The organism is Flavobacterium azooxidireducens (assembly GCF_023195775.1).
Lineage (GTDB): Bacteria > Bacteroidota > Bacteroidia > Flavobacteriales > Flavobacteriaceae > Flavobacterium > Flavobacterium azooxidireducens.
In genome coordinates, this window is the sequence record NZ_CP096205.1 from 3,686,115 (window position 1) to 3,712,911 (window position 26,797).

Sequence of the window (26,797 nt, forward strand, 5' to 3'; positions counted from 1 at the left end):
TAAAATTATTTTCATGGAAAAAAATTTAATCATTTACTTTTTACTTACTTCATTTTTTACTTTTTCACAAAAAAGTGATGCTTTTTTAACTCCTTACGAAAAAGGAAATAAAAACCAAACTGCAATGTATCAGGAAGCGATTGATTTCTATAATTCATTAACCAAAGAATTTAAAACTATAAAATTGATGGAAATGGGTCTAACCGATTCCGGAGAACCACTTCGATTACTAATTTTTAATCCTGAGAAAGATTTTGATTTGAAGAAAAATCAGAATAAAGCAATGCTGTTAATAAATAACAACATTCATCCCAGCGAACCCGATGGTGTTGATGCGTCAATGATGTTAATTCGAGACTTAGCAACAGGAAAAATTACCGTTCCAAAAAACACAATTATTGCCGTAATTTCTTTTTATAATATTGGCGGAACATTAAATCGAAATTCATTTTCAAGAGCGAACCAAAATGGTCCGGAATCATATGGCTTTCGTGGAAATGATAGAAATTTCGATTTAAATCGTGATTTTATAAAGTCGGATACCAAAAATGCAAGAAGTTTTGCTGAAATTTTTCATTTGGTAAATCCTGATGTTTTTATTGACAATCACGTGAGTAATGGTGCTGATTATCAATATGTTTTGACGTATATTCAAACACAACATCAAAAACTTGGAAATGATTTAGGAAATTATTTAAAAGATGAAATGACTCCAAAAATAAGAACACAATTACTAAAGAAGAAGATTGAAAGTATTCCGTACGTAACCGTTTATGGTGCAACTCCTGAAAAAGGTTTTACACAAATGATGGATTTACCGCGTTATTCCACCGGATATGCTTCACTTTTTCATACCATAGGCTATATGCCGGAAACACATATGTTAAAAAAATATGAAGACCGTGTGAAAGTTACCTACGAATTTATGTTGGAAACCATCGCACATACTGATGCAAATTATTTGAAAATAAAATATTTGCGTACTAAAAATCAAATTCAATTTAAACCAAAATCGCTTTATACTTTGCAATGGAAAATTGACAGTACAAAAGTGGAACAAATTGATTTTTTGGGTTTTGAATCTGGTTATAAAAAAAGTGAAATTTCAGGAAAAGATCGATTATTTTACGATCAAAAGAAGCTATTTAAAAAGCAAATTCCATATTATCATTTTTATAAACCGCAAAAACAAGTTGAAATTCCTTCGGCATACATAATTCCAAAATCGTGGTGGAATGTCATTGACTTATTAAAATTGAATAAGGTTGAAATGGTTCAATTTGAAAAAGATACGTTGATTGAAGTTGAAAAATATAAAATTGCAGATTATAAAACTGCTACTTCTGCTTACGAAGGACATTATCCGCATTCAAACACAACTGTGAATAAATTAATTGAGAAAATTGTGTTTAAAAAAGGTGATTATTTTATTCCAACACAACAATTTGCAGTAAAATATTTAATGGAAACATTAGAACCCGAAGCACCCGATTCATTTTTTAATTGGAACTTTTTTGATGGGATTTTACAACAAAAAGAAGGCTATTCTGCTTATGTTTTTGAAGATTTGGCAGTGGAAATTTTAGCTAAAAATCCAACGTTAAAAGAAAAATTTGAAAAGAAAAAAGCAGAAGACAAATCGTTTGCAGATAACGGTTCGGCTCAGTTGGATTGGATTTATAAAAATTCAGAATATTATGAATCTTCTCATCTCACCTATCCTGTTTACCGTGTTTTGAATTAATTTTAAATCAATTCTTTTTCAAACAATAATTTGATATTTTCATACGAATTTGTCAAGCAATTAGGAATATTCTCTTGTTTGATCCATTCTACTTTTTCAATTCCTTCATCGGCTTGACCAACCATTTTTCCGGAATAACTGGTTTTCATTTCAAACCAATGGGTGATTTTTAATTTATAACGACCATTTCGTTTGAAAATATGGTAGGTTTTGTTTAATTTTCTGGTGATTTTTAAACCTTTCACGCCGGTTTCTTCTTCCACTTCACGAATGGCAGTATCTTCAATTTCTTCGCCTTTTTCGATTCCGCCTTTGGGTAAATCCCATTTTTTATTTCTAAAAATGAATAAAACTTCATTCTTATCGTTTAAAACTAAACCTCCTCCTGCTTTTTCCACCGGAATTTTTGACTTCAGTTTTTTAAGAATTTCCTTTTCATCGGGATGATACAAAAAAGCTTTATCAACTTTATTTTTAAAGATTTTGATAATAAGTTGCTTTATATCAACACTATCCAACAAAAAAAGCTGAAAATCAGTTTCCTTTTGAATTTGATTTGTCAAAAAAAGTGGCTTGTCGTTCACAAAAACTTTATACATTTGTACTATGATTTTTAATAAAGATACAGCAAAAAAAACATCCGAATTGCTTTTACAAATAAACGCAATTAAATTAAATCCTAAAAATCCTTTTACATGGGCTTCAGGATGGAAATCACCTATTTATTGTGATAATCGGATAACACTCTCATTTCCACCTATTCGTAATTACATCCGCGAAGAGTTTTCTAAAAATATTGAAAAACAGTACGGAAAACCTGACGTAATTGCCGGAGTTGCCACCGGAGCAATTGGTATTGGTATGCTTGTTGCAGAGTATATGGGACTTCCTTTTGTGTATGTTCGACCGGAACCAAAAAAACACGGTCGTCAAAATCAAGTGGAAGGATTTTTACAAAAAGGTCAAAGTGTTGTGGTTGTTGAAGATTTAATCAGTACAGGTGGTAGTAGTTTACTCGCAGTTGAAGCGTTAAAAGCAGCAGGAGCGAATGTAAAAGGTATGGTCGCCATTTTCACGTATGGCTTTGATGTTTCTGTACAAAACTTCAAAAATGCGAATGTAGAATTACATACATTGTCTAATTATGATAATTTATTAGAATTAGCTGTATCAAAAAAATACATTACCGAAGAAGAACAGCACACTTTGCAAGAATGGCGTGTGAGTCCATCCACTTGGGGTGTTGAAGTTTAGAGAATAGAAAAAAGAGAAAAGAAAATAGATTTAATCACTTTTCGGAAAACTGACAACAGACAACCGAAAACTGACAACCGATAAAAGAAAAAAATGAATTTAGAAAGTCCAAAAGTTACTGTAGAAAAATCAGCTCAGTATTTATTTGAATCATTGAGCGATGTTCGCAATTTTGAAAAATTAATGCCCGACAGCATTGCAAAATTTGAAGTAACCGGAGAAGATTCGTTTATTTTTGGTTTAAAAGGAATGCCGGAAATTAAATTAAAAATGAAAGAAAAAAATGCTCCAAGCCAAGTTGTTTTAGGAGCTGCTTCCGATAAATTACCTTTTACATTAACGGGAAATATCAATTCAATATCCGAAAATAATTCGGAAGTTCAATTGGTTTTTGATGGAGAATTTAATCCAATGATGGCGATGATGATCAAAGGGCCAATTTCAAAATTTATTGAAACATTGGCGACAAATATGCACAAACTATAAGTTCATCAGTTCTATTTATTCTGTCCTTTTCTTTTTAAAAATACATATTTTGTATCTTTGAAAGAAAAGGATATGAAATTTTACCTTCTTCCATTACTTTTATTGTTTTCAACCGTTACTTTTTCTCAAACAGATAGTCGAATTTATGACATCATAGAATCTGTTTCTGCAAACCGATTACAAAAAGACATTACTACTCTCGCCAATTTTGGCACTCGCAACACATTTAGTGATACCATTTCAAACACAAGAGGCATTGGAGCTGCTCGTCGTTGGATAAAATCGGAATTTGAAACGATTTCGAAAGATTGTAAAAATTGCCTTCAAGTTTTTTATCAAAAAGATTTTGTTACAACTAATGTAGGTGAACGCGTTCCAAAAGACAGTTGGATTGTAAATGTAGTGGCGATCCAAAAAGGAACAAAATATCCCAATCGATACATTATTATGACTGGCGATATTGATTCCAGAAATTCAGATACAATGGATTATGAGGGCGATGCTCCAGGAGCAAATGACAATGCAACCGGAATGGCTGGAACGATTGAAGCCGCTCGGGTTTTATCAAAATATAGTTTTGAAAACAGTATCATTTATTTAGGATTGTCCGGTGAAGAGCAAGGTTTGTTTGGCGGAAAAGGTTTTGCCGAATTTGCCAAGAAAAATAACTGGGAAATTATTGGTGTGTTGAATAATGATATGATTGGAAACATTGAAGGTGTTGATGGTGTGATTGATAATAGAAGTTTTAGGATATTTTCAGAACCTACTCCGCCTACCGAAACAGAAAAAGAAAGAAATTTGCGAAGATTTTATGGCGGCGAAGTGGATGGTATTTCACGTCAATTGGCACGTTATACGCATAAACAAATTCAAACCTATATGCCTGAAATGAACCCGATGATGATTTACAGATTGGATCGTTTTGGCAGAGGTGGTCATCATCGTCCGTTTAATGATTTGGGTTATGCCGGAATCAGAATTATGGAAGCTCATGAAAATTATAATCGTCAACATCAAAATTTACGAACCGAAAACGGAATTGCATATGGCGATGTTTTGGAAGGTGTCAACTTTGATTACGTAGTCAAACTAACTGCCGTGAATGCTGTTGTTCTAGCCAATTTAGCTTGGGCACCACCAGCTCCAACTAAAGTCCTTATTGGTGGAATTGTTGAACCAAACACAAAATTACGTTGGGAAAAATCGAATGATGAAACGGTTGTTGGTTATAAAATTTATTGGCGAAACACCACTTCTCCACAATGGGAATTCAGTCGTTTTGTTGGTAATGTGGATAATTTTGAATTGAAAGGAATCGTCATCGACAACTTCTATTTTGGTGTTGCCGCTGTTGGAAAAAATGGTCACGAAAGTATGGTCGTATTTCCGAGTGATATTATTCGAAATACATTTAGAACGAATTAATTTTCGTGAATTATCGCGTCATAAATTACCTGCTGAATATCTTCTCTAATATTTTGTTGAGAAAGCGTATTTTTTTCTGAATTAGGAAAAATTCGATTCGATAAAAAGATATACACCAATTCTTGTTCCGGATCTGCCCAGGCCATTGTTCCGGTGAATCCTGTGTGACCAAAACTCGTCATTGACGCACAACCGCACGTTGGTCCTGATTTTCCTAGTTGTGGTTTATCAAAACCAATTCCGCGACGATTTCCTTCGGGACAATAATAACAGGTATTAAATACATCAAAAGTCTCCTCGCTAAAAAATCGTTGACCGCCATAACTTCCTTTTTGCAAATAAAGTTGCATAATTTTAGCCATATCCATCGAATTCGAAAAAATTCCGGCGTGACCACCTACTCCACCTTCCATCGCTGCTGTCATATCGTGCACATAGCCTTGAATAGTTTTGTAACGGTAATAATTATCTACTTCGGTGGGCGGAATTATACTCATATCAAATCGTTGCAACGGATTGTAAAGCGTGTTACTTGCTCCAATTTTGGAATAAAAATTCTTCTCACTTAAATCATCCAACGATTTTCCGGTGGCTCTTTCAATATAATTTTTTAGAATAATAAACGTGAAATCGCTGTATTTGTATTCCTTTTTGGGCAATAATTTACTGTTTGCTACAATTGATAAAATCGTATCCTGATAATCTTTTCTCAAATATAAATTTTCAGCAACTTGAAACGGAAAATCTTCGCTGTACGATTTTCTATAATATTTTTCAGAAGGTTTATTATTTGAGTCTAATGTTTTCTTATAAAAAGGAATCCACGCTTGCAAACGAGCATAATGAGAAAGTAAATCTTTAAAATTGATGTTTTCTTTATCTGTTCCTTTAAAAACCGGAAGCATTTCGCCTAATTTTGAATCTAAATTTACTGTTCTTTTATCATACAATTGCATCACATTTGGCAACGTAGAAACAATTTTTGTGAGTGATGCCACATCATAAATATCAGAGTTTTTAACGGGAACTTCATTGTCATACGAATGAAATCCAAAAGCTTTTTGGTAAATTACTTTTCCTTTTCTCGCTACTAAAATTTGTCCGCCCGGCGTCATTTTTTCATTGATTGCTTTTTGCATAATCAAATCGATTTTAGTTAATATAAACGGATTCATATTCACATTGGAAGGATGAGTAAACCCTAATCGATTTAACTTTTGAGTAGATAAACCATGATTAACTTTGAATTCTTCATTGATGGTAACAGGCAATTTACCTTTTGCTTCAATGGCACCAAAAATGAGCTGAGCAGAAATAGTATGAGCTATTTCATTGTTTTGATAAGAAACAATTACGCCATCAATATTTTCAAAAGAAGGTATTGAACTCAAGGCATAAGGCTTTACAAAACAATCTAAAATAACTCTTTTTCGCTTGGCTATTTCAGAAATCCACAAAATTTCTTTAGCAGAAAAATCATGTTTTTTCCAAGCTCCGTCGGCTTTATGAAATCCGATGATTACCTTATTAAAATCATTTAATTGAGCTAATAAAGAGTCAAGATTTTCATTTGAAACTTCCGTTACTTCAGCATATTTTTTTAATGTTTCAAGAAAAGTTTCATGCAAATCATCGCCAAATTTAACATAGGCAATTTTTTCTTCATCCAATTCTTTGATTGGTAAGATTGCCAGTTTGTTTTTTAGAACTGTGGTACTATTTTCATATAATTTATACAACAAAGCCTCATCTTCTTGTGTATTAATTTGCGATGATAAATTTGTAAGTTCAATTGGTTTCTGATTTTTTAACCCAGCTTTGTACTTAAATTGTAAAATCTTTTTGACTGAATGGGCCAATCGTTCCTCCGTAATTGTTGATAATTCATAGGCTTCTTTAATCTTTTGAATTGCTACGGGAACATTTTCAGGAAATAAAAGAATATCATTTCCGGCCAAAAATGCAGCTAAATCAATATCTCCCGGACTTTTGAAGTTACTGGCTCCTTTCATATTTAGAGCATCCGTAAAAATTAATCCTTTAAAATTTAATTCTTCTTTCAACAAATTAGTAACAATTGGATAGGAAATGGAGGAAGGATAACCTTTACGACTTTCAAAACTTGGTACTTCTAAATGAGCGACCATTACACTCGCTAAACCTTTGTTAATTAATTTTTTGTATGGATACAATTCCACCTCACGAATATGTTCTTGTGTAAAATTCACGACCGGCAACGTGTAATGCGAATCGGTTGAAGTGGCACCGTGACCAGGAAAGTGCTTTCCGGTTGCAAAAACACCATTACTTTGTAAACCAGTCATCAAAGCCAATGCTTTTTCAGTCACTTTTTCTTTATCTTCACCAAAAGAACGATTCCCAATGATGGGATTTTTTGGATTGGTATTGATGTCTAAAACCGGAGCAAAATTAAAATGAACACCAATTCGTTTGGATTGAAGAGCCATTTGTTTTCCTGTTTCTTCAATTAATTTTAAATTTTGAACGGCTCCTAACGTCATATTCCAAGGAAAACGGTTGACAGAATCGAGTCGCATACTCAAACCCCATTCGGCATCAATTCCAATAAACAAAGGAGTTTTGGTTAGTTTTTGAAAACGATTTGTCATTTGAGCTTGACGAACGGGTCCGCCTTGAAAGAAAATTAATCCACCAATTTTTTGTTCAGTAATTAATTTATCTAATGATTTTATATGAGCCGAATCTTTGTTAGAATAGGCTGCCACCATAAAAAGCTGACCAATTCTTTCTTCTATTGTAAGTGAATTATAAACACTGTCCACCCATTTTTTTTCACTTGATGTAACAGAAACATAATCAAACTGAGGAGTTTCCTTTTTTTCTGCTTTTTTCAAATCTGTTCGTACAGAATCTACTTCCGTTTTAGCTACAGATTTATTTCTGACTTTGTTGGTGGCACAATTGACAACAACAATCAGAATAAGTAGTAATGGAATAATTCGAACAAATTTGGTATTCATAAAAATGCTTTCTTTTTGATAATTATCAAATTTGATGCCTAGGTTAAAAGTTCCATCACAAAATAGACTTAAAACCAACAACAAAAAATAAAGTAAAGGAAATTTACTTAAAAATCAAAGTTTTTAGAAGAATCGGCTGTGCCAACTGTCTTCTGCGGGAACTTCCCAACTTTCTTTCCATTCTTCAATAGTATTAACGAGATTATTAAAAACTATTGTGTTGGCAGAAACAGCTTTTTCTTTCGCCATTCGTTTAAAGTCTAAAAGCGATTTGTGTGTGAGAAATTCACCTTGTTTGTAGGTTACATTCATTTTATCCAACAAATCAACTTTGTATTTTTGTTCTAATGATTGAATAAATTCAACCGATTTGTCAATCGAACATCCGGTTGCTTGTTGCACATCCTGATTAACCGCAAGAATAATAAAACGATTATATTTTGTAATGAATGAAGCTTCTAACGATGTTCCGTGAGCAGCCCACTCTTCAACAAAAGCTTGAAGATCATTTTCTATTTCAGCAACTTCTTCATCCGAAAATTTTCGGTTGGATTGATAAATCCAAATTCTGGATTCTTCGGGAAGATTTTCAAAAGGGATATACATTTTTTTTAGGGTAAAGGGTTATGGGTAATTGGTGATAGATTAGAAAAAGCTCCTTTTACCTATATCCAAAATTACCTATTACCTAATTTATAAATCTTGTGCATTTGCAATCAATTCTGCCACATCCATAACTTTTATTGATGCTTCTTTTTCTTTGTTTTTAACTCCATCGGTCATCATCGTATTACAAAACGGACAACCGGCTGCAATGATATCAGGTTTTGTTTCTAAAGCATCTTCGGTTCGTTCGATGTTTACTTCTTTATTTCCGGGTTCGGCATCTTTAAACATTTGTGCTCCACCTGCTCCACAGCATAAACCGTTAGCACGGGAACGTTTCATTTCAACCAATTCAACATCTAATTTTTGGATTAAATCTCTAGGAGCTTCATATACATTATTGGCTCTTCCTAAATAACAAGGATCGTGAAAAGTGATTCTTCTTCCTTTGAATTGTCCGCCTTCAATACTTAACCGACCATCATCTAACAATGATTTTAGAAATTGGGTGTGATGCATTACTTCATACAATCCGCCCAGTTCAGGATATTCATTTTTGATGGTGTTAAAGCAATGCGGACAAGCAGTTACAATCTTTTTTACTTCATACGCATTCATCACCTGAATGTTCATCATGGCTTGCATTTGAAACAAAAATTCGTTTCCGGCTCTTTTGGCAGGATCTCCGGTACAACTTTCTTCTGTACCCAAAACCGCAAAAGGAACATTGGCACGATTTAAAATCTTGACGAATGCTTTTGTTATTTTTTTTGCTCTGTCATCAAAACTCCCTGCACAACCTACCCAAAATAAAACTTCGGGTTGTTTGCCTTGAGCCATCATTTCTGCCATGGTTGGCACTGTTAGATTTTCTGCCATTTTTTTTAAGATTGTTGGATTGTTCGATTATTAAATTTTTGGATTTTTAGATTGTTCGAAGAGTCTAATAATCCAAAAATCTAACTATCTAAAAATCGTTTTTATTCATGGTGTTCGTCATCAAAAACTTGAATCGTAACTTCTTTTTCAACTAAATCGGTAAATTTTCCTCTGTATCGGGTTGCTTTCACTAAGTGATTATCAATCCAATGATAGTTTCCTCCTCTTGGTTTTCCCATCACCATTCCGTGGTATTTGAAGCCGTGCTTTTTTAACCAAGTTTCGGTATATTCTCTGTGAGCTTCGGTTCTTGATGTAAAAAAGAAGATGATGTGACCTTCGTCATACCATTTGTTCAACGTGATTAATGCATCAGGATATACTTCGGCTGTGAGCATTCTTTCCGGTTCTTCATTTGGGATGTCATCACAGATTGTTCCGTCGATATCGATTAAATAATTCTTAATTCCTTGAGGTAAAATTGGGCTTAGATGTTGGCCGTTTTCGGTTACGGTTTGCAACTTCTTTTCAATGTCTTCCGCTTTCATTTTTTAATTTTTGGTTAGTTTCACATTCATTAAACACGTTCCCAAGTCTCACTTTTATGGGAATTTGTTTGGTTTATAGATTATATATTAATTTTCGTCTTTCCAGTTCAAGCGATCCATTTGGTTGTATTGCCAAGGAGCACCGTTGTTTTCTATGTTTGTCATCATTGCATTTAGTGACATTGGAGCAGCACTTTGTTCCATCACTAAATACCTTCTCATATCCATAATGATTGATAATGGACTGATGTTGACCGGACATTCTTCAACACAAGCATTACACGATGTACACGCCCACAGTTCTTCGGGAGTGATGTAGTCGTTTAATAATGACTTATTATCAGGAACAAAAACGCCTTTGTTTAGATCGATATTTTTACCAACTTCTTCCAAGCGATCTCTGGTATCCATCATAATTTTACGAGGAGACAATTTTTTTCCGGTTTGATTAGCGGGACAAGCTGAAGTACATCGACCACATTCTGTACAGGTATACGCATTTAGCAATTGAACCCAATCTAAATCTTGCACATCACTTGCTCCAAATTTAGCTGGTGCTGCATCAGGATTTGCAGGAGCTGCAAACGGATCAGCGGATGGATCAAGCATCAATTTTACTTCATTGGTTACGCTTTCTAAATTGTCAAATTTTCCTTGCGGATTCAAATTGGCGAAATACGTGTTTGGAAAAGCCAACAAAATATGAAGATGTTTAGAAAAATATAAATAATTTAGAAACACTAAAATTCCGCAAATGTGCAACCACCAAGCGGTTCGTTCGATAATAATGACAACTCCTTCGGATAAACCGTTGAATAAAGGTGCGATAAATTGACTGATTGGGAAACTTCCGGCTTCATCATAATGATTAACGTCCATCTGCTGTAACCAATAATCTGATGCATTCATTATCAAAAACAACGACATCAACACAATCTCAAAATATAAAATATAATTGGCATCACTTTTTGGCCACGCTTTCATATCTGAATTTACAAACCGTTTGATTTTGATAACATTTCTTCTTATCCAAAAAGCAATCACAGAAATAATAACTAAAACAGCTAGAATTTCGAAAGAAGCAATTAATACATTATAAAATCCTCCCATAAAAGAAAAAGCACGATGTGTTCCGAAAAGGCCATCGATGATGATTTCTAGTAATTCTAAATTGATGATAATAAACCCAACATAGACAATAATATGCAGAATTCCGGCAATTGGTCGTTTCACCATTTTTGATTGACCAAGAGCAATCATGGCCATGTTTTTCCAACGTTCGGCCGAATTATCAGTACGATTTACATCTTGCCCGAGTTTAATATTTCGGATTAATTTTTTTACGTTTATCGCAAAATAGCCGAAACCTAAACCTAAAATTATAGCGAACAATATATTATCTAAATAACTCATAAAGTTAATTTTTGGTATTTGTTGTGTCTTCTTCCGTTGGAGCTACGTAAGGTTTATTTTTCTTTCCAAATACAGAAACATTAATGTATCGGGTTGGATTTAAACGCAAATCTTCCAATAAAAGTTCCAATTCTTTTGATGCTTTGGTGAAGTTGGTGTACATTTTATCGTCTTTTAACAACTTGCCCATTGTTCCGTTTCCGGATTCTAAATTGGCTATTATTTTATCGACGTTTGCTAATGTTTTTTCTAAATTTTCAACCGTTTGCCTTAAATTAGTTTGTGCTAATGAATCAGAAAGTTTTTCAAAATTCTTGGAAACTTTTTCAAAGTTATTTACGACATTATTAAGTTTCCCTTTATTATTGGTTAAAATTTCGTTTGCAGAATTGGAAGCTTCACTAAGCGAAGTCAGCGTTTTATTTAATTCTGCAAAACTATTTCTTAAATCTTTTTTTGCTTTATCATCCAAAACATCATTGATATTCATTAGAACACCATCGGCACTTAGCATTGCTTTTTCAATCTTTTCCTGCAAAGGTGTCAATCGTTCAGATACTAAATCGGTTAAACCGGGTTTTACTCCACCTCTTAGAAAATCTCCATCTTGCACTAAGTTACTATTTTTTAAATCCGGAACAATTTGAACTTGTTTTCCACCAATTAATCCCGGCTCATATATTCTAGCTTCACTTGTTTTTGATATTTTAAAATCGGTATCAATTTGTAATTCAACTTTTAATTTTCCTGAGTCATCTAAAAAATTAATTGATTTCACTTTACCAATCGTAAGTCCGTTTATCGTCACTGGAGCAGAAGCCATAAGACCTTCAACATCATCATAAAGCACAAAAACGGTTTTATGTTTGGATAAAATATCTGTTCCTTTTAAAAAGCTATATCCCCAAATAAATAATAATATGGCCGATATAACTAATATTGCTGTTTTAATTTCTCTTGATAATTTCAATGGATAATGTTTTTATACAAATTTATAAAACTAAATTAACTTTATTGTTTTAAAGCTTCCTGAATAGATATTTTTTTTCCGTTTTTGAATGCAACGATAAAAGCAGAATCGTATCCTTTGCTTTTTGCTTCGGCAAGATTTTGCTTAGCATCATCATAACTTGAAGTTTGGGCGTAAAAATATTTATACAAACCGTTTTCTTCAATAAACGATGTTGGATCTAAACCTTTAAAGTTTTTTGGTAATAATTCTAATTTTTTACCGCTTGCCGAAATCTGAACTTTAAAGACAACTCCTTTTACATCTACAGGTTTGTTTTCAACAACTTTTGGTTCATCTTTTGGTTTTGGAGCATCTTGAACCACCGGAATTTCTGCACTTGTTTTTTCTGGTTTTTCTTCTACCATTTGTGCTGAACCACCATAATATTCTTTTTTGTAGGATAAAATAGCATCGGCAATACCTTTGGCTAATTCATCTTGACCTTTTTCAGAGTTCAAGTACGCTCCTTCGGGTTTATAAGAAAGAAAACCTAATTCGGTTAGAATACTTGGCATAGCCGTTTGGTTTAGAACTAAGAAAGGACCTTGCTTAACTCCTCTATTTTTTCTTTCTAGTTTATTAGTATATTCATTCTGAATTTTTGTAGCGATGGTAATACTTTGATCTAAATATTCTTCTTGTAAAAGTGTAATTCCGATGACACTTTCCGGCGATTTCGGGTCGTATCCTTCGTATTTCATCTTATAATCACTCTCTAAGGTAATTACGGCATTTTCCTTTTTAGCCACTTCAAGGTTGGAAGCATTCTTAGTTAAACCCATCACAAAGGTTTCTGTTCCATAGGCTTGACCTTTTGGAGCGGCATTACAGTGAATGGATAAAAACATATTGGCATTGGCACGGTTTGCAATTCTGGCACGTTCGATTAATTCAACAAAAACATCTGTTTTTCTTGTGTAAATAACTTGAATGTCAGGATATTTCTCTAGTTGCTTACCAACTTTTAATGCAACAGCCAAGGCAATATTTTTTTCAATAAAGCCATAATAGTTTGCACCTAAGTCTTTTCCGCCATGACCAGCATCTAACACAACTTTAAATTTGCTGTTAGATTGAGCAAATATTGAACTTACAGAAAGTAAAATCAGGAAAAAGCCTAGAAATTTGAATCTATTTAGAGTATACATTTTTTTAAAAGTTAATTTTAATTAAAACTCTACGTTTTAAATTTTATTATTTACTTATTTTTGACCAAAAATAATATGTAAGTTTGGCACTCCAAAAATCAAGCCATAATTTTACAAAAATAGCATTAAAACCTTTGCGTACAAACTTATTTCATATCGTTTTATCAGCATTTTTCCTAACAATCGGAATTCATAAAAATTACGGTCAGGATTTGCCTAATAAGTCATTGCGAATTGAAGCTGAAAAAGCACCTGACAGCCTGTTAATCAGCAAAGAAAACTTTATTGAAACAAAAGATACTACAAAAAAAGACACTGTTGTTAAAACTGAAAAAAAAGCAATTTTAGAAGGCAAAATAAAGTATAACGCTGAAGACTACACTAAAATTGATCAAAAAAACAAACTCCTAACCTTATATAATAAAGCCGAACTTTATTATCAAGACATTGAAATAAAAGCAGGAATTATTGTAATGAATTATGAAAAAGATGAAATTTATGCCGGAAGAATAAAAGATTCAACAGGAACTTATACGCAATTACCTGTTTTTAAACAAGGTTCAAATGTAGTAGAACCTGATTCTATTCGGTTTAACACCAAAACAAAAAAAGCATTGATTTGGAATTCCAGAACCGATCAAGGCGAATTTCGTGTAAAAGCAGAAATTACCAAAAAAGAAAATGATTCTGTTTATTTTCTAAAGAAAGCTCGCTTTACAACCTCTGAAGATATTGAAAATCCTGAATATTATTTTCAAACTAACAAAATCAAACTTGTTCCAAAGCAAAAAGTTGTGACAGGATTAACCAATATGGTTATTGCCGATGTACCTACTCCTATTGCTATTCCTTTTGCTTTTTTTCCGATGACGGATACCAGTCAGTCCGGTTTAATTATACCCACCTTTCAGGACACTCGCAGACAAGGTTATTCACTTCAAAATGGAGGCTATTATTTGGCTTTGAGTGATTATTATGATTTATCAGTCATGGGCGATTATTACACAAATGGTAGTTGGGCTCTTCGTTTTGAATCATCGTATGCGTGGATGTATAAGTTTAGAGGAAATTTTAATATTCGATTTGAAAATCAAATTCAAAGTGAAAGAGGTTTTCCTGATTATACTAAATCACGAATTTATAATATTCAATGGTCGCATTCACAAGATGCTAAGTCAAATCCGTCTTCACGATTTTCTGCATCGGTGAATTTAGGAAGCAGTACTTATTTTCAACAATCACTAAATCAAGTAAATGTAGGCTCTACATTAAATAACAACTTGAGCTCCTCGATATCCTATTCAAAGACTTTTAATTCTGTGCCACAAGTAAATATGTCGGTAACAGCTACACACAATCAAAACTCAAGAACACAAGAAATTAATATGACTTTGCCAACACTTCAATTAAGTGTAGACAGAATATTTCCGTTTGCTCCAAAAGAAGGTATAAAAAAAGGATTCTTTAAAAATATAAATTTACAATACAATTTAAGAGGAGAAAACAGAATCAGAACCAACGATTCATTATTTTTTAAGTCTGAAATGTTTAGAGATGCCAACACAGGCTTTCAACACTCCATTCCATTGAGCACTAACTTTAAAGTTTTTAACTATTTTAGCGTTTCAACAAGTGCCAATTATAACGAAGTTTGGTATTTAAAAACGCTTAACAGAAGTTTTGACTCTGATATCAATAAAGTTGTAACCAATGATGTAAACGGTTTTGATGCTTTTAGAACCTACAATTTTTCTTCAAGTGTAGGAACAACCATTTACGGAACTTTTAATTTTGGGGAAGAGAAAAAAATTCAAGCTATCAGACATGTCATGAGACCTTCTGTTTCCCATAGTTATACACCAAGTTTTGAACAATATTATGACACCTACGCTTTGGATGGTAGCGGTAGAATGGCAGAATACACTCGATTTGAAGGCGGAATATTTGGAGCTCCGAGCAACAACTATGCTAACAATTTAGGTTTTAACCTCAGCAACACGTTTGAGGCAAAAATGACCGACAAAGACAGTACAAAGGTTGAACCTAAAAAGGTAATGCTTTTGAATCAACTAAATTTTTCTACAAGTTATAACATGGCTGCCGACTCTCTGCGTTGGGCTCCGGTTCGGATGAGTGGCGGAACGGCTTTATTTGAAAACAAAATGAATGTGAATTTTGGTGCAACGCTAGATCCGTATGCGATTAATGCAGCCGGAAGAAGAGTAAACACTTGGAATATTGATAATGGAGGAAGTTTATTTAGAATGACAAGTGCCAATATGACCATTAATTATTCGCTTTCAAGTGAAGGTAATAAAAGTAATAATGAAAACTCGCAAGGTGCAAGAAATGGTGGTCGTGAGGATGATTTATTTGGAACAAATACCAATCTGGGTGATCGTCGAGAGAGTCAGTTTGGAAATGATGATAAAAACGATAGTGAAGAACCGACTGAATTTTACAACGCCAAATTACCTTGGGACTTAACCTTTGCCTATTCGTTGACCTACGGAAACAATAATAGAGAAAAGAAAATAATAGGAAACTCTGTTATGATTTCCGGAAACCTAGACATTACTCCCAGATGGAAAATGGGTGTTTCTTCAGGTTATGATTTTGTGCAAAAAGGAGTTACGTTTACCCAATTGCGTTTTGAAAGAGATTTGTTAAGTTGGCGAATGGATTTTAATTGGGCTCCATTTGGAGATTATGCTTCATGGGGATTTTTCATCGGAATTAAATCGTCTGTGTTGAGTGATATTAAGTGGGATAAGCGTTCTTTACCGGATCGACAGTTGAGATAATCTTTAATTTAAAAATTCAACAGTATGAAAAAAATAATTTTTACTGACAAAGCCCCTGCTCCTATTGGTCCTTATAGTCAAGCTGTTTTAGTGGGGAACACATTATATACTTCCGGACAAATTGCGATTAATCCGAAAACAGGTGATTTGGTTTTGGATGATATTGAAACTGAAACCAAACAAGTGATGGAAAACATGAAAGCTGTTCTGGAAGCGGCTGATATGAGTTTTGAAAATATCATCAAAACCACAATTTTTATTATGGACATGGCTGATTTTGGGAAGATTAACGGCGTTTACGGTAGCTATTTTGATGAAAATTCTGCTCCTGCCAGAGAAACTGTTCAAGTTGCGGGATTACCCAAAGGTGTGAATGTGGAGATTTCGATGGTGGCGGTTAAGTAGTTTTCTGTTGTCTGTTTTCTGTTGTCTGTTATCGGTTGTCTGTTATCGGTTTTCTATCGGTTATGGTTTAACTTAATCTACCAGCAACCCATTTAACAACAATTGTGCAGTTGCTTCATTGGTTGCTAATGGAATGTTGTGAACATCGCAAATACGAATGAGCATATTTACATCGGGTTCGTGTGGATGACTGGATAGAGGATCTTTAAAAAAAAGCACCATTTTTGTTTTTCCTTCGGCTACTCTTGCTGCAATTTGAGCATCACCGCCTAATGGTCCGGAAAGTAGTCTTTTTACTTTAAAACCGGCATTCACCGCTTTACTCCCTGTTGTTCCGGTTGCAATCAACTTGATTTTTTCTTGCAGTAAAATGGCTTTGTTTTTATTTAAAAACTGAACCATATCGGCTTTTTTTCCATCGTGTGCTATTATTGCTATTTCCATGTCTTTTTCTAAAATTGTATTTAAAGATATTTAAAATTTATTAAATAAAGAAAGAGAAAAATCATAGTTGGATTGTAATTATGATTTTTCTCTTTCTTAAATGGTATGAAAATTTATTTATTTAAAACGTGATAAGCAATCAAACCGTCAATTGGTCTTCGTAGAACATTACCAATTTTTATGTCGTATTTGTTTAAAATATCTTCCAATTCATCTTTTAAATAAAACGCAATAGAACCTACAAAATGTACGTACACATCTCTGCAATTATCATATTGCATGATGTAGTTTTTAGCAAACTTTTTTAATTCTTTATAAATTATTTTTTTACAAAATTCAGTATCTTTATGTTTAATTAAAAACTTAGCTAACGTTGCCAAATATGCATTTGGATTAGGTTCTTTATATAAATTTCCTTTAATAAAATCGGCATCTAAGTTGAATTCTGTTTCAAATTCTTTGGCTAACTCTTTTGGCATTTTATTAAAATAATAGGCTCTTAACAAATGTCTTCCAAAACGATTTCCAGAACCGTCGTCCATGGCGATATAGCCTAACGATTGCACTTTTTGATGAAGTACTTTACCATCAAAAAAACTACAATTTGAACCTGTTCCTAAAATGCAAACAATGGCTTGTTCTTCTTTTGGAGTAGTTGCATAAACTGCTGCATATGTATCTTCTTGAACATCTACAGTGGCATTTTTAAAATATTCTTCAAAAACTTCTTTTAGAAATTTTTTCATTTTATCAGTTCCACATCCAGCTCCGTAAAAAAATAATTGTTTGGCTTTGTCTTTATTTTGAGAAATATCAAACTTGTCTTCGAGACGAGTAATAATTTGATCTTTTCCTAAAACTTCAGGATTTAATCCTAACGTCTGGGTAGTAAATAATACTTTTCCGTTGTCATCTATTGCAATCCAATCGGCCTTTGTTGAACCGCCGTCTACTAATAATTTCATAGGGTTTAGTTTGTTTGTTAGAAAAAAAAGTCCTGTTATACAAATTGGATAACAGGACTTTTATGAAAATTATAGTTTTGCAATATGTACAGATAAATCAATCAATTTGCTTGAATATCCGTATTCGTTATCATACCAAGATACTAATTTAAAGAAAGTTGAATTTAATCCGATACCTGCTTTTGCATCGATGATTGAAGTTCTTGGGTCTGAAATGAAGTCTTGAGACACAACATCATCTTCTGTATAACCTAAAATTCCTTTTAATTCATTTTCTGAAGCTTTTTTCAAAACTGCCATAATTTCTTCATACGAAGTTTCTTTGGCTACTTTTACAGTTAAATCTACAGCAGATACGTCTGCAGTTGGCACACGCATTGACATTCCTGTTAATTTTCCGTTTAATTCAGGAATTACTTTTCCAACTGCTTTTGCAGCTCCGGTTGACGATGGAATCATGTTTAATAAAGCAGATCTACCACCACGGAAATCTTTTCGTGAAGGACCGTCAACTGTTAATTGTGTTGCGGTTGTAGCATGGATTGTTGTCATTAAACCTTCAACAATTCCAAAATTATCATGAATTACTTTTGCCAATGGAGCTAAACAATTTGTTGTGCAAGATGCATTTGAAACGATAGTGTCTGCAGCAGTTGCACTTTCGTGGTTTACACCCATTACAAACATTGGAGCATCGGCAGATGGAGCAGAAATAACTACTTTTTTGGCACCTCCATCAATATGTGCTTGTGCTGTTGCTAATGTGGTGAAAATACCGGTACATTCTGCAACAATTTCAACATCAACGTCTTTGTCATCCCATTTAATTAATTTTGGATCGCGTTCTGCAGTAACTCTAATGTATTTATCGTTTACAAAAAGCTTTCCGTCTTTTACTTCTACTTTTCCTGCAAAACGTCCGTGTACTGAATCATATTTTAATAAATAAGCTAAATGATCTACATCTAATAAATCGTTGATGGCAACCACTTCTACATTATCTCTGTTGAATGTTTCTCTGAATACGATTCTTCCAATCCTTCCAAATCCGTTAATTCCTAATTTTAATTTTGACATTTTTGTTTGTTTTTTTAGTTTAGAAAAAAATCTAAACTGATTATTATACTTGTTTTAACTTTATTATTTTATGTTGACATTATATCAGAAACCCTTAATAACTCAGTATCAATTGGATAATGTCCTTTGATGGCTTGCTCTAAAGGCGTAAGTGTTACTTCATCCTGAATTAAACCAACCATGTAGTTTGATTTTCCTTCCATTAAAGATTCCACGGCTTTTACACCTAATCTACTGGCTAAAACCCTGTCAAAACAGGAAGGAGCTCCACCTCTTTGCATGTGGCCTAAAACGGAAACCCGAATATCATATTCCGGTAAATGTTCTTCTATATAATCTTTTAATTCGAAAACACTTTTACCCATTTTATCACCTTCGGCAACAACAACAATGCTAGACGATTTGCCTGAATTTCTACTTTTTTCTAATGATTCTAATAATCTGTCTAAACCTAAATCTTCTTCCGGGATTAAAATTTCTTCTGCACCTGCACCAATTCCGGCATTTAATGCAATGTGTCCAGCATCACGCCCCATTACTTCTACAAAGAAAAGTCGGTTATGCGAACTAGCTGTATCACGAATTTTATCGATACATTCTACTACTGTGTTTAAGGCAGTGTCATACCCTAAAGTGTGGCTTGTGCCAAAAATATCATTGTCGATAGTTCCGGGAATTCCCATGACCGGCATTCCGAATTCTTTATTAAAAACCAAAGCTCCGGTAAAACTTCCATCTCCACCAATCACAACTACACCATCAATACCTTCTTTTTTTAAATGCTCGAAAGCTTTTTTTCTGCCTTCAGCGGACATAAATTCTTTTGAACGAGCAGATTTTAATATAGTACCACCTTTATTAATGATATTGTTAACTGAACGAGGTCCCATTTCTTTAAAATCGCCTTCTATCATTCCTTGATAACCTCTATAGATTCCGACACATTCGATGTTATGATAAGCACATGTTCGCACAACAGATCGAATAGCTGCATTCATTCCCGGAGAATCTCCTCCAGAAGTTAAAACACCTACTTTTTTTATTGTATTATTCATTTTTTTATGTTTATAATGTAAAGTTAGCAAAGATTAGCGACTTAAAATAGTGCTTTTTTGAGTAATTGACATATTAACCAAAAATCAAACGTTTTCGTTGATAAGTTTTTGATTTGTATGCAAAAAGAAGAAAAAAACCTAGCTTTTCTGATTATTGTTCAGGAATATTTTCGGTTTCAGGTGGAGTTTGTACTTTTTTCTCTGTTTTTGCTTTTTTTCGTTCTGTGAATTTGATGAACTCAGGAGCATAATCAGAATCGGGTATATCGTCGTTTGTACTTTTATCCTCTGTTAGTTTAGCATTTTTAAAAACTTTGGTAATCAATTCGTTAAACGTATCAAAATCTACTTGATAAGAAACACCAATTCCTTGCGTATAACCAATTCCTTCTCCAACATAATTAATATCACTTTCACGGTTAAAAACACGCATATTGAGTGTTCCATCTTCATTTACACGGTATAAAATTTCTACATCGCCTACTACAGCTGCATCGTTAATTCCTCCAACAGGAACTCCTAAATTTCCGTTTACAGAAATGCGTTCATTTAGATTAAAAGATGTAGTTACACCAACATTCCCATCGGCTTCTCGACCGGGAGTTGTATCAGGAGCAACGTAATTTACACCCATTGAAATCTTACTGTCTTCATCATTAAAAATATTGTCAAAAACACCGCTAACGGTTTCAAATAAATTGTTGTACAATGCATTTTGACCTAATGCACCTTCTGGACTCAAGAAGCTTCCAGAGGCCAGCAGGTAGAGAGCTTGCGTTTGACGGGTATCTCTGTCATCTAATTTTGTTTGAATTTCAGACTTTAAAACTGAACTAATTGTTGGAAAATTAATATTGAAATCGGGTTCCGGATTACTAATTGTTCCGTTGATGGCAATACCCACTTCAACAGGAACTTTTTGGTTAACAGTCGTATTGTTTAATAACATTCCCGGATTGGCTCGGGTTTTGTATATCGCTTCAAGATTCAAACGAGCTCGTAGCGGATCTCCTTCCCAAATGATACTACCGTATTTTTTTACATCAAATCGTTTACTTACTAAACCACGGTATTTGAAATTGTAAATTCCTTCATACACTTGATAATCCCCAAAAATATTGAACTTACCAAAGGTATTGATTTGCATGGTGATGATACCCACTCCTCTACCTTTCATATTATGTCCGGTTTCTTTGTCTAAAATCACTTCAATTTCTGCATCTTCTGTTAAGGTTAAATCGAAATCGAGTTCTAAACCGTTGTAATTTCTGGTCGGACTTTTTAGATTGGTATTGTAGTTATACTTTTCTTCCGGTGTGATAAAACGAATGTAACTCTTCTCTCCTACCGATTGCACATTTGAAATTGGTATTTTAATTGCTGTTCCTTTTTTAGAAGTTGCATTAACCGAAATTAGCAACGCATTTGTTGGTCCGCTAATCGTTGCATTTCCTGCAATAAATGCTTTTCCATAATAATAGGCTTCGTCGCTATCTTGCGTGTCTAGTGCGATTAAATTATCCGTATCTATCTTTAAATCTAATTTCCAATCGGATAAATTAGTGTGTCTTACATTTCCGTTTAGAATTCCGCTTGTGTTATATTTTGAATCGGTTAGTTCAATATTTCTTAATAAAAATTGTCTTTCTGTTAGATCAACAACGGCATTTTTTTCTAATTTATAGTCAACGTTAAGGTAAGGAACTGTTAAACCGGCATCATTTAAGAATAATCTTCCGTTGATTTCTGGATTGGAAATTGTTCCTCTAAAATTAGCATTACCGGTAACCAATCCGCGAATATTTGAAATAACATCGCCACCCATCGTGCTAAAAGCTCCAATGTTGAAATTATTTAATCGTAAATCTAAATTCATGAATGGTTTTTCACCTTCAAAGGAAATATTTCCTTCGGTTATAAAACTTTCTAAATTATCATTTTTAATGATTCCGTTTACTGCAAATGTTTTTAAATCTTCATTTCCTTTAACATCCAGGTTTAAAATGCCAAAATCAATGTTATTTACTTTCAAGTCGTCAACCTTAATGGATGCAAATGGTTCGTATAATTGGTCATTTTGCTTGAAATTGATTTCACCATTCATATTACCCTCCATTACAAAATTTTCAATTTCTGGAATAATTTTACCAATATTAACTTGATTAAAATTCAGTTTTAAGTCTTTATAGTCTTTTCCTTTGATGGTTCCTAAAAAGTTGATTTTTTGTTCATCATGTGTGACTGAAAAATTTTCAAAAACAAAATTGGAGAACTTTTTATCAAAAACAATTCTATTTTCGTTGTTATTCTCTTTATTGATATACCACAAATAATCTTTGAAATTCAATTCCGATTTAAAAATTCCAACCACACTGTTTTTCTCTTCGTCGATGGTGTGATAAGCATCAATGTTGTAATAATCATCTGCTTTATTTCCTCCTTTAAACTCTGTTCTAAAAAACAATGTATCTCTTTTTGTAACATTAATCAAATTGAAATCTGAAATTTTGTAATACTTCGTTTTCACACTATCAATGCTAACGTAAGTATTGAATAACGGGTTTTTATTATCGACTTGAATATCAACTTTTTCAAACTTATTATCAAAAGCAATAATTTCAGGCGAATCAAAATCGAGTTTAAAGTCGTTGTTATCAGAATTTATACTTCCTCTAATAAATGTATTAGTGCTTACGGTGATTTCAGGATAAAAAATTTCAATAATTTTATTAAAAATTGAAAAATTAAATCGAAGATATTGACCTTTTTTAATTTTATTGGGATTATAATTGGCGTAAATACTCCCCAATGAATTTTCTAACATGAATGGCAATTGATTAAAATCGAATTTACCAACCAGCTTTCCTTCAATAATATCCGGTGAATTAATTGCAATGGTTCGTTCTCTATTTTCATCAAAAGAAGAATTTATACTAAACGAATCAAAAACATAAATATCCCGATTGTTTTGATACGATGCTTGTTCAACCAAAACATCACCATGCAAATTGTCTAAACTATTTCCCGTCAGATTGCTATAGATTTTGCCTTTAAAAATGGAAACACTATCGTTTTTAACAAAATTGAGTTTACTCAAATTGGCATAATCAACTAGAGCATCAAATTTATAAACGTTTTCGCGTTTCGAAACATCTACAATCCCGTCAAAATCCATAAACAAATTAGGATCATTGATGTTTACTTTCCCTTTAAATATTGGATTTTTTAAACTTCCGTCTACAATAATTCCTTGATAATTGTATTTATTGTATTGAATTCGGCTAACTTTTCCTTTGATTTTAGTATCAATCAATTTTTCAGTAAAACCTTTTCCATTTACCTCTACATTCATGGAAACTAGGCCAATATCCTTTTGATTAATTAATGCACCAACATTGAAATTATCTAACACAACAACGCCTTCATAAGAAGCATTATCAATGTTTTGAAGATTATTCATAATTAAATTCGTTTGAAGATTACCCAAAGCCGAATTCATTATTAAATCTGTTTTTATGGTTTGTAAGGTAAGTTCTGTTTTTCCTTCGATATTAAATTGGCCTAATTTCTTTAGTGAAGTTGGCAACGATTTACCAAGAATATTCGGCAAAATAGAAGCTAAATCATCATAATTAGAAGTCATTTTTTCAAAATCACCTTTCATGTAGAACGAACTTTTTTCTTTAGAAAGAATATTTTTAAAATTAATTTCGCCTATAATTTGAGTTCCGTTTACATCTTCTAGAAAGAGATTTTGTGTTGTAAAATCATTTAGTGTTCCCAACAAATTTGTTTTAAAAACAAATTGATTATCTTTTCCTAATTCATCATAAAAATAACGAATATCATTGGAAGCCACCGAAGCTGAATCAATTTTGGCATCAAAAACAACTTTGTTATTAAAATCTGAAAAGTCTTCACGTTTATAACGCAAAGCAACATTACCATTTATAATCGATTTTTTTGTTTTTGCTTCTAACTTTTCCAACAAAATATTATCCTTGGTATAAGTAAATTGAGTTTTTACATTTTGTATCTGCAAACCACGAAAATCTTTAAAATTCATTTTATAAATTGTGGTAAAAACATCCGATCCTTTGATTTTAAAATCATTCAATGTAGCATTAATGTGTAAAAAATCAACAACTTTGGCATTTTTCTGATTTTGATCTTCCATTAAAAATCGGCTTTCTGTGAGTTGCATTGATTCGGCGGTCATTAAAAATTTACCCGATGAAGGCGATCCATCGTCAAATGCTTCGATAAATTTATCGAGATTGGTGAATTTTTCTCCTTTGTATTGTTTCAAATTAAAAAATAAGGATGAAACATTGACATTGCCAAAAAGCAAATCACCATCTAGCAAACGATTGAAGTCTAAAATATTGGTTTTTATTCGATTAGCAAAAATAAGTGTGTCTTTATGGTGATCTCGGATTAAAACTTCTTTGAGTTTTACGCCACCAAATATGTTGAAAGTTACTTGTTCTACATTAATATCAGTACCAAAATCCTCATTGATAGAGTTGGTTAAATACTGGCCTATTTTGGTTTGAACCGCGGGTAAAGAAAGTAGTATGCCGAGAAAAAGCAATAATAGTAGGATTACCACCACCGAACGCAATACTATTTTTTTAAATTTTTTGATACCCTTAAATGTTATAAATTTGCAGTGTTTTAGTGAAAAAGCATACTTTTACACGAAACAAAAATAATTATTTTAACGTTGTAAAATCCTATTCTATAACGCTAAAATAATTGAAACAAATATATTCAAAATTCGTGCCTTTTATGTCAAATGATTCCGTTTATATTTTAGCTATCGAAAGTTCGTGCGACGACACAGCTGCTGCGGTGCTAAAAAATGATAAAGTACTTTCCAATTTAGTTGCCAGACAAAGCATTCATGAGGAATTTGGTGGTGTTGTTCCGGAATTAGCTTCGCGAGCTCATCAACAAAATATTGTGCCGGTGGTTGATATGGCTCTTAAAAAAGCCGGAATTACCAAAAACCAATTGAGCGGAATTGCTTTTACGCAAGGTCCGGGTTTAATGGGTTCGTTACTTGTAGGAAGTTCTTTTGCCAAATCATTATCCATGGCATTGGAAATTCCTTTAATAGCCGTAAACCACATGCAGGCTCATATTTTGGCCCATTTTATTGATGAAGAAGGTTTTGATAAACCGACTTTTCCATTTTTGGCACTCACGATTTCTGGAGGTCATACACAAATTGTAAAAGTTTCCGGCTTTTTTGACATGGAAGTAATTGGCGAAACCACCGATGATGCCGTGGGCGAAGCATTTGACAAAACAGCCAAAATTCTTGGTCTTCCCTATCCTGGCGGTCCGTTGATTGACCAATTTGCAAAAGAAGGAAATCCAAAAGCTTTTCCGTTTACTAAACCAAAAGTGGAAGGTTTGAATTTCAGTTTTTCGGGTTTGAAAACACAAATTCTGTATTTTGTTCAAAAAAATGTTGCCGCAAATCCCAATTTTATTGAAGAAAATAAAGCCGATATTTGTGCTTCTGTTCAAAATATTATCATTAAAATTTTAATGGATAAACTTAAGTTAGCTGTTGAAGAAACGGGAATCAATCAAATTGCAATTGGTGGTGGAGTTTCTGCCAATTCCGGCATACGCCAAACATTAAAAGAGGCAGAAGCAAAATATGGTTGGAAAACATACATTCCAAAATTTGAATATACCACCGATAATGCAGCCATGATTGGCATTGTGGGTTATCAAAAATATTTACACAACCAATTTGAAAATGCAGCGGTAGTTTCAAAAGCTCGAATTGAATTATAATGCAATTATTTTACTATAAAGATATAAACGAACATTCAGCTTCATTTTCTTTTGATAAAGAAGAAAGCAAACATATTGCTAAAGTTTTACGTAAGAAAGAAGGTGACATTTTATTTGTTACCAATGGTTTAGGGTTTTTGTTTAAAACTGAAATTGTAATTGCTTCTGATTCCAAATGCACTGTAAATATCATTTTATTTGAAAAACAAAAAGAGCCAAAATTCCATTTGCATTTAGCGGTTGCTCCTACTAAAATGAATGACCGTTACGAATGGTTTTTAGAAAAAGCTACCGAAATTGGCGTTCATGAAATTACGCCGATTATCTGCGATCATTCCGAAAGAAAAGTTATCAAAACGGAACGATTTGATAAAATTTTGCTTTCTGCGATGAAGCAATCCAACCAATATTTTTTGCCGATTTTGAATGAACCAATAACATTTAAAGAATTTGCAAAAAAACAATTTAACGGACAAAAATTAATTGCTCATTGCGAAGAAACAGATAAAAAAACACTAAAATCTGTTTTGAAATTAAGTGAAGATTGCACTATTTTAATTGGTCCCGAAGGTGATTTTTCTGTTAAAGAAATTGAAATCGCGTTAGAAAAACAATTTATTCCTATATCTTTAGGCAATACAAGATTGCGAACGGAAACGGCTGCTGTGGTGGCTTGTCATACGGTGGTTTTGATGAATGAATAATACTTATAT

Annotated in this window: 21 protein-coding genes; 8 read left to right on the top strand and 13 right to left on the bottom strand. The window is 33.1% G+C overall.

The genetic code is table 11. The features are described from left to right. Window positions 1-13: 13 nt before the first annotated feature. The gene (locus M0M57_RS16025; protein ID WP_248434110.1) at window positions 14-1,744 is read left to right on the top strand and encodes a M14 family metallopeptidase; all 1,731 of its coding nucleotides are present in this window, start codon (window positions 14-16) and stop codon (window positions 1,742-1,744) included. A 2-nt stretch (window positions 1,745-1,746) separates the two neighbouring features. Here M0M57_RS16025 and M0M57_RS16030 read toward each other — a convergent pair whose 3' ends face one another. Then, complete coding sequence (locus tag M0M57_RS16030; protein ID WP_248434111.1) at window positions 1,747-2,343, bottom strand: NUDIX hydrolase; 597 nt, start codon at window positions 2,341-2,343, stop codon at window positions 1,747-1,749. A 7-nt stretch (window positions 2,344-2,350) separates the two neighbouring features. Here M0M57_RS16030 and pyrE point away from each other — a divergent pair, with 7 nt between their 5' ends. The 3 genes from pyrE to M0M57_RS16045 all read left to right on the top strand — a co-directional run bounded on the left by pyrE (window position 2,351) and on the right by M0M57_RS16045 (window position 4,912). Beyond that, window positions 2,351-2,998: an orotate phosphoribosyltransferase gene (gene pyrE / locus M0M57_RS16035; RefSeq protein ID WP_248434112.1), complete on the top strand. Its 648-nt coding sequence runs from the start codon at window positions 2,351-2,353 to the stop codon at window positions 2,996-2,998. A 93-nt stretch (window positions 2,999-3,091) separates the two neighbouring features. Next, window positions 3,092-3,484 carry an SRPBCC family protein gene (locus M0M57_RS16040; RefSeq protein ID WP_248434113.1) on the top strand — a complete coding sequence of 131 codons (393 nt, stop codon included), beginning with the start codon at window positions 3,092-3,094 and terminating at the stop codon, window positions 3,482-3,484. 72 nt (window positions 3,485-3,556) lie between these two features. After that, a complete protein-coding gene (locus M0M57_RS16045; protein WP_248434114.1) occupies window positions 3,557-4,912 on the top strand; it encodes a M28 family peptidase in 1,356 nt (451 codons plus the stop codon). On the opposite strand, the gene M0M57_RS16050 is transcribed toward M0M57_RS16045, so the two are convergent. The 7 genes from M0M57_RS16050 to M0M57_RS16080 all read right to left on the bottom strand — a co-directional run bounded on the left by M0M57_RS16050 (window position 4,909) and on the right by M0M57_RS16080 (window position 13,520). Further along, window positions 4,909-7,914: a glycoside hydrolase family 3 N-terminal domain-containing protein gene (locus M0M57_RS16050; protein WP_248434115.1), complete on the bottom strand. Its 3,006-nt coding sequence runs from the start codon at window positions 7,912-7,914 to the stop codon at window positions 4,909-4,911. The two genes, M0M57_RS16045 and M0M57_RS16050, sit on opposite strands and share 4 nt — an antisense overlap. A gap of 123 nt (window positions 7,915-8,037) precedes the next feature. Further along, window positions 8,038-8,520, bottom strand: a complete 483-nt coding sequence (locus M0M57_RS16055; RefSeq protein WP_248434116.1) for an ABC transporter ATPase — start codon at window positions 8,518-8,520, stop codon at window positions 8,038-8,040. A gap of 87 nt (window positions 8,521-8,607) precedes the next feature. After that, entirely contained in the window at window positions 8,608-9,399 is a 792-nt protein-coding gene (locus M0M57_RS16060) for a (Fe-S)-binding protein (protein WP_248434117.1), read from the bottom strand. 101 nt (window positions 9,400-9,500) lie between these two features. Further along, the gene (locus M0M57_RS16065) at window positions 9,501-9,947 is read right to left on the bottom strand and encodes an LNS2 domain-containing protein (RefSeq protein WP_248434118.1); all 447 of its coding nucleotides are present in this window, start codon (window positions 9,945-9,947) and stop codon (window positions 9,501-9,503) included. A gap of 87 nt (window positions 9,948-10,034) precedes the next feature. Next, window positions 10,035-11,360 carry a (Fe-S)-binding protein gene (locus M0M57_RS16070; protein ID WP_248434119.1) on the bottom strand — a complete coding sequence of 442 codons (1,326 nt, stop codon included), beginning with the start codon at window positions 11,358-11,360 and terminating at the stop codon, window positions 10,035-10,037. Window positions 11,361-11,364: 4 nt separating this feature from the next. Next, window positions 11,365-12,330, bottom strand: a complete 966-nt coding sequence (locus M0M57_RS16075; protein ID WP_248434120.1) for an MlaD family protein — start codon at window positions 12,328-12,330, stop codon at window positions 11,365-11,367. A gap of 41 nt (window positions 12,331-12,371) precedes the next feature. Beyond that, window positions 12,372-13,520 carry an N-acetylmuramoyl-L-alanine amidase family protein gene (locus M0M57_RS16080; protein ID WP_248434121.1) on the bottom strand — a complete coding sequence of 383 codons (1,149 nt, stop codon included), beginning with the start codon at window positions 13,518-13,520 and terminating at the stop codon, window positions 12,372-12,374. An 83-nt stretch (window positions 13,521-13,603) separates the two neighbouring features. Between M0M57_RS16080 and M0M57_RS16085 the strand changes: the two genes are divergently transcribed. Beyond that, on the top strand, window positions 13,604-16,324 hold the full coding sequence (locus M0M57_RS16085) for a putative LPS assembly protein LptD (protein WP_248434122.1): 2,721 nt from the start codon (window positions 13,604-13,606) through the stop codon (window positions 16,322-16,324). Window positions 16,325-16,348: 24 nt separating this feature from the next. Then, complete coding sequence (locus M0M57_RS16090; RefSeq protein ID WP_248434123.1) at window positions 16,349-16,729, top strand: RidA family protein; 381 nt, start codon at window positions 16,349-16,351, stop codon at window positions 16,727-16,729. A gap of 72 nt (window positions 16,730-16,801) precedes the next feature. Here M0M57_RS16090 and M0M57_RS16095 read toward each other — a convergent pair whose 3' ends face one another. From M0M57_RS16095 to M0M57_RS16115, 5 genes are all read right to left on the bottom strand, one after another. Beyond that, window positions 16,802-17,173, bottom strand: coding sequence for a methylglyoxal synthase (locus tag M0M57_RS16095; protein ID WP_248434124.1), 372 nt, complete (start codon window positions 17,171-17,173; stop codon window positions 16,802-16,804). A gap of 113 nt (window positions 17,174-17,286) precedes the next feature. Further along, window positions 17,287-18,138 carry a BadF/BadG/BcrA/BcrD ATPase family protein gene (locus tag M0M57_RS16100; RefSeq protein ID WP_248434125.1) on the bottom strand — a complete coding sequence of 284 codons (852 nt, stop codon included), beginning with the start codon at window positions 18,136-18,138 and terminating at the stop codon, window positions 17,287-17,289. A gap of 69 nt (window positions 18,139-18,207) precedes the next feature. Beyond that, complete coding sequence (gap, locus tag M0M57_RS16105) at window positions 18,208-19,215, bottom strand: type I glyceraldehyde-3-phosphate dehydrogenase (RefSeq protein ID WP_248434126.1); 1,008 nt, start codon at window positions 19,213-19,215, stop codon at window positions 18,208-18,210. A 68-nt stretch (window positions 19,216-19,283) separates the two neighbouring features. Beyond that, window positions 19,284-20,270 carry a 6-phosphofructokinase gene (pfkA, locus tag M0M57_RS16110; protein ID WP_248434127.1) on the bottom strand — a complete coding sequence of 329 codons (987 nt, stop codon included), beginning with the start codon at window positions 20,268-20,270 and terminating at the stop codon, window positions 19,284-19,286. 151 nt (window positions 20,271-20,421) lie between these two features. Continuing rightward, a complete protein-coding gene (locus M0M57_RS16115; protein ID WP_248436768.1) occupies window positions 20,422-24,885 on the bottom strand; it encodes a translocation/assembly module TamB domain-containing protein in 4,464 nt (1,487 codons plus the stop codon). A gap of 176 nt (window positions 24,886-25,061) precedes the next feature. On the opposite strand from M0M57_RS16115, the gene tsaD reads away from it, so the two are divergent. Both tsaD and M0M57_RS16125 read left to right on the top strand, forming a co-directional pair. Then, window positions 25,062-26,084 carry a tRNA (adenosine(37)-N6)-threonylcarbamoyltransferase complex transferase subunit TsaD gene (gene tsaD, locus M0M57_RS16120; RefSeq protein WP_248434128.1) on the top strand — a complete coding sequence of 341 codons (1,023 nt, stop codon included), beginning with the start codon at window positions 25,062-25,064 and terminating at the stop codon, window positions 26,082-26,084. Continuing rightward, on the top strand, window positions 26,084-26,788 hold the full coding sequence (locus M0M57_RS16125) for a 16S rRNA (uracil(1498)-N(3))-methyltransferase (protein ID WP_248434129.1): 705 nt from the start codon (window positions 26,084-26,086) through the stop codon (window positions 26,786-26,788). The genes tsaD and M0M57_RS16125 overlap by 1 nt, the downstream gene beginning before the upstream one ends. The last annotated feature ends 9 nt before the right edge of the window (window positions 26,789-26,797 follow it).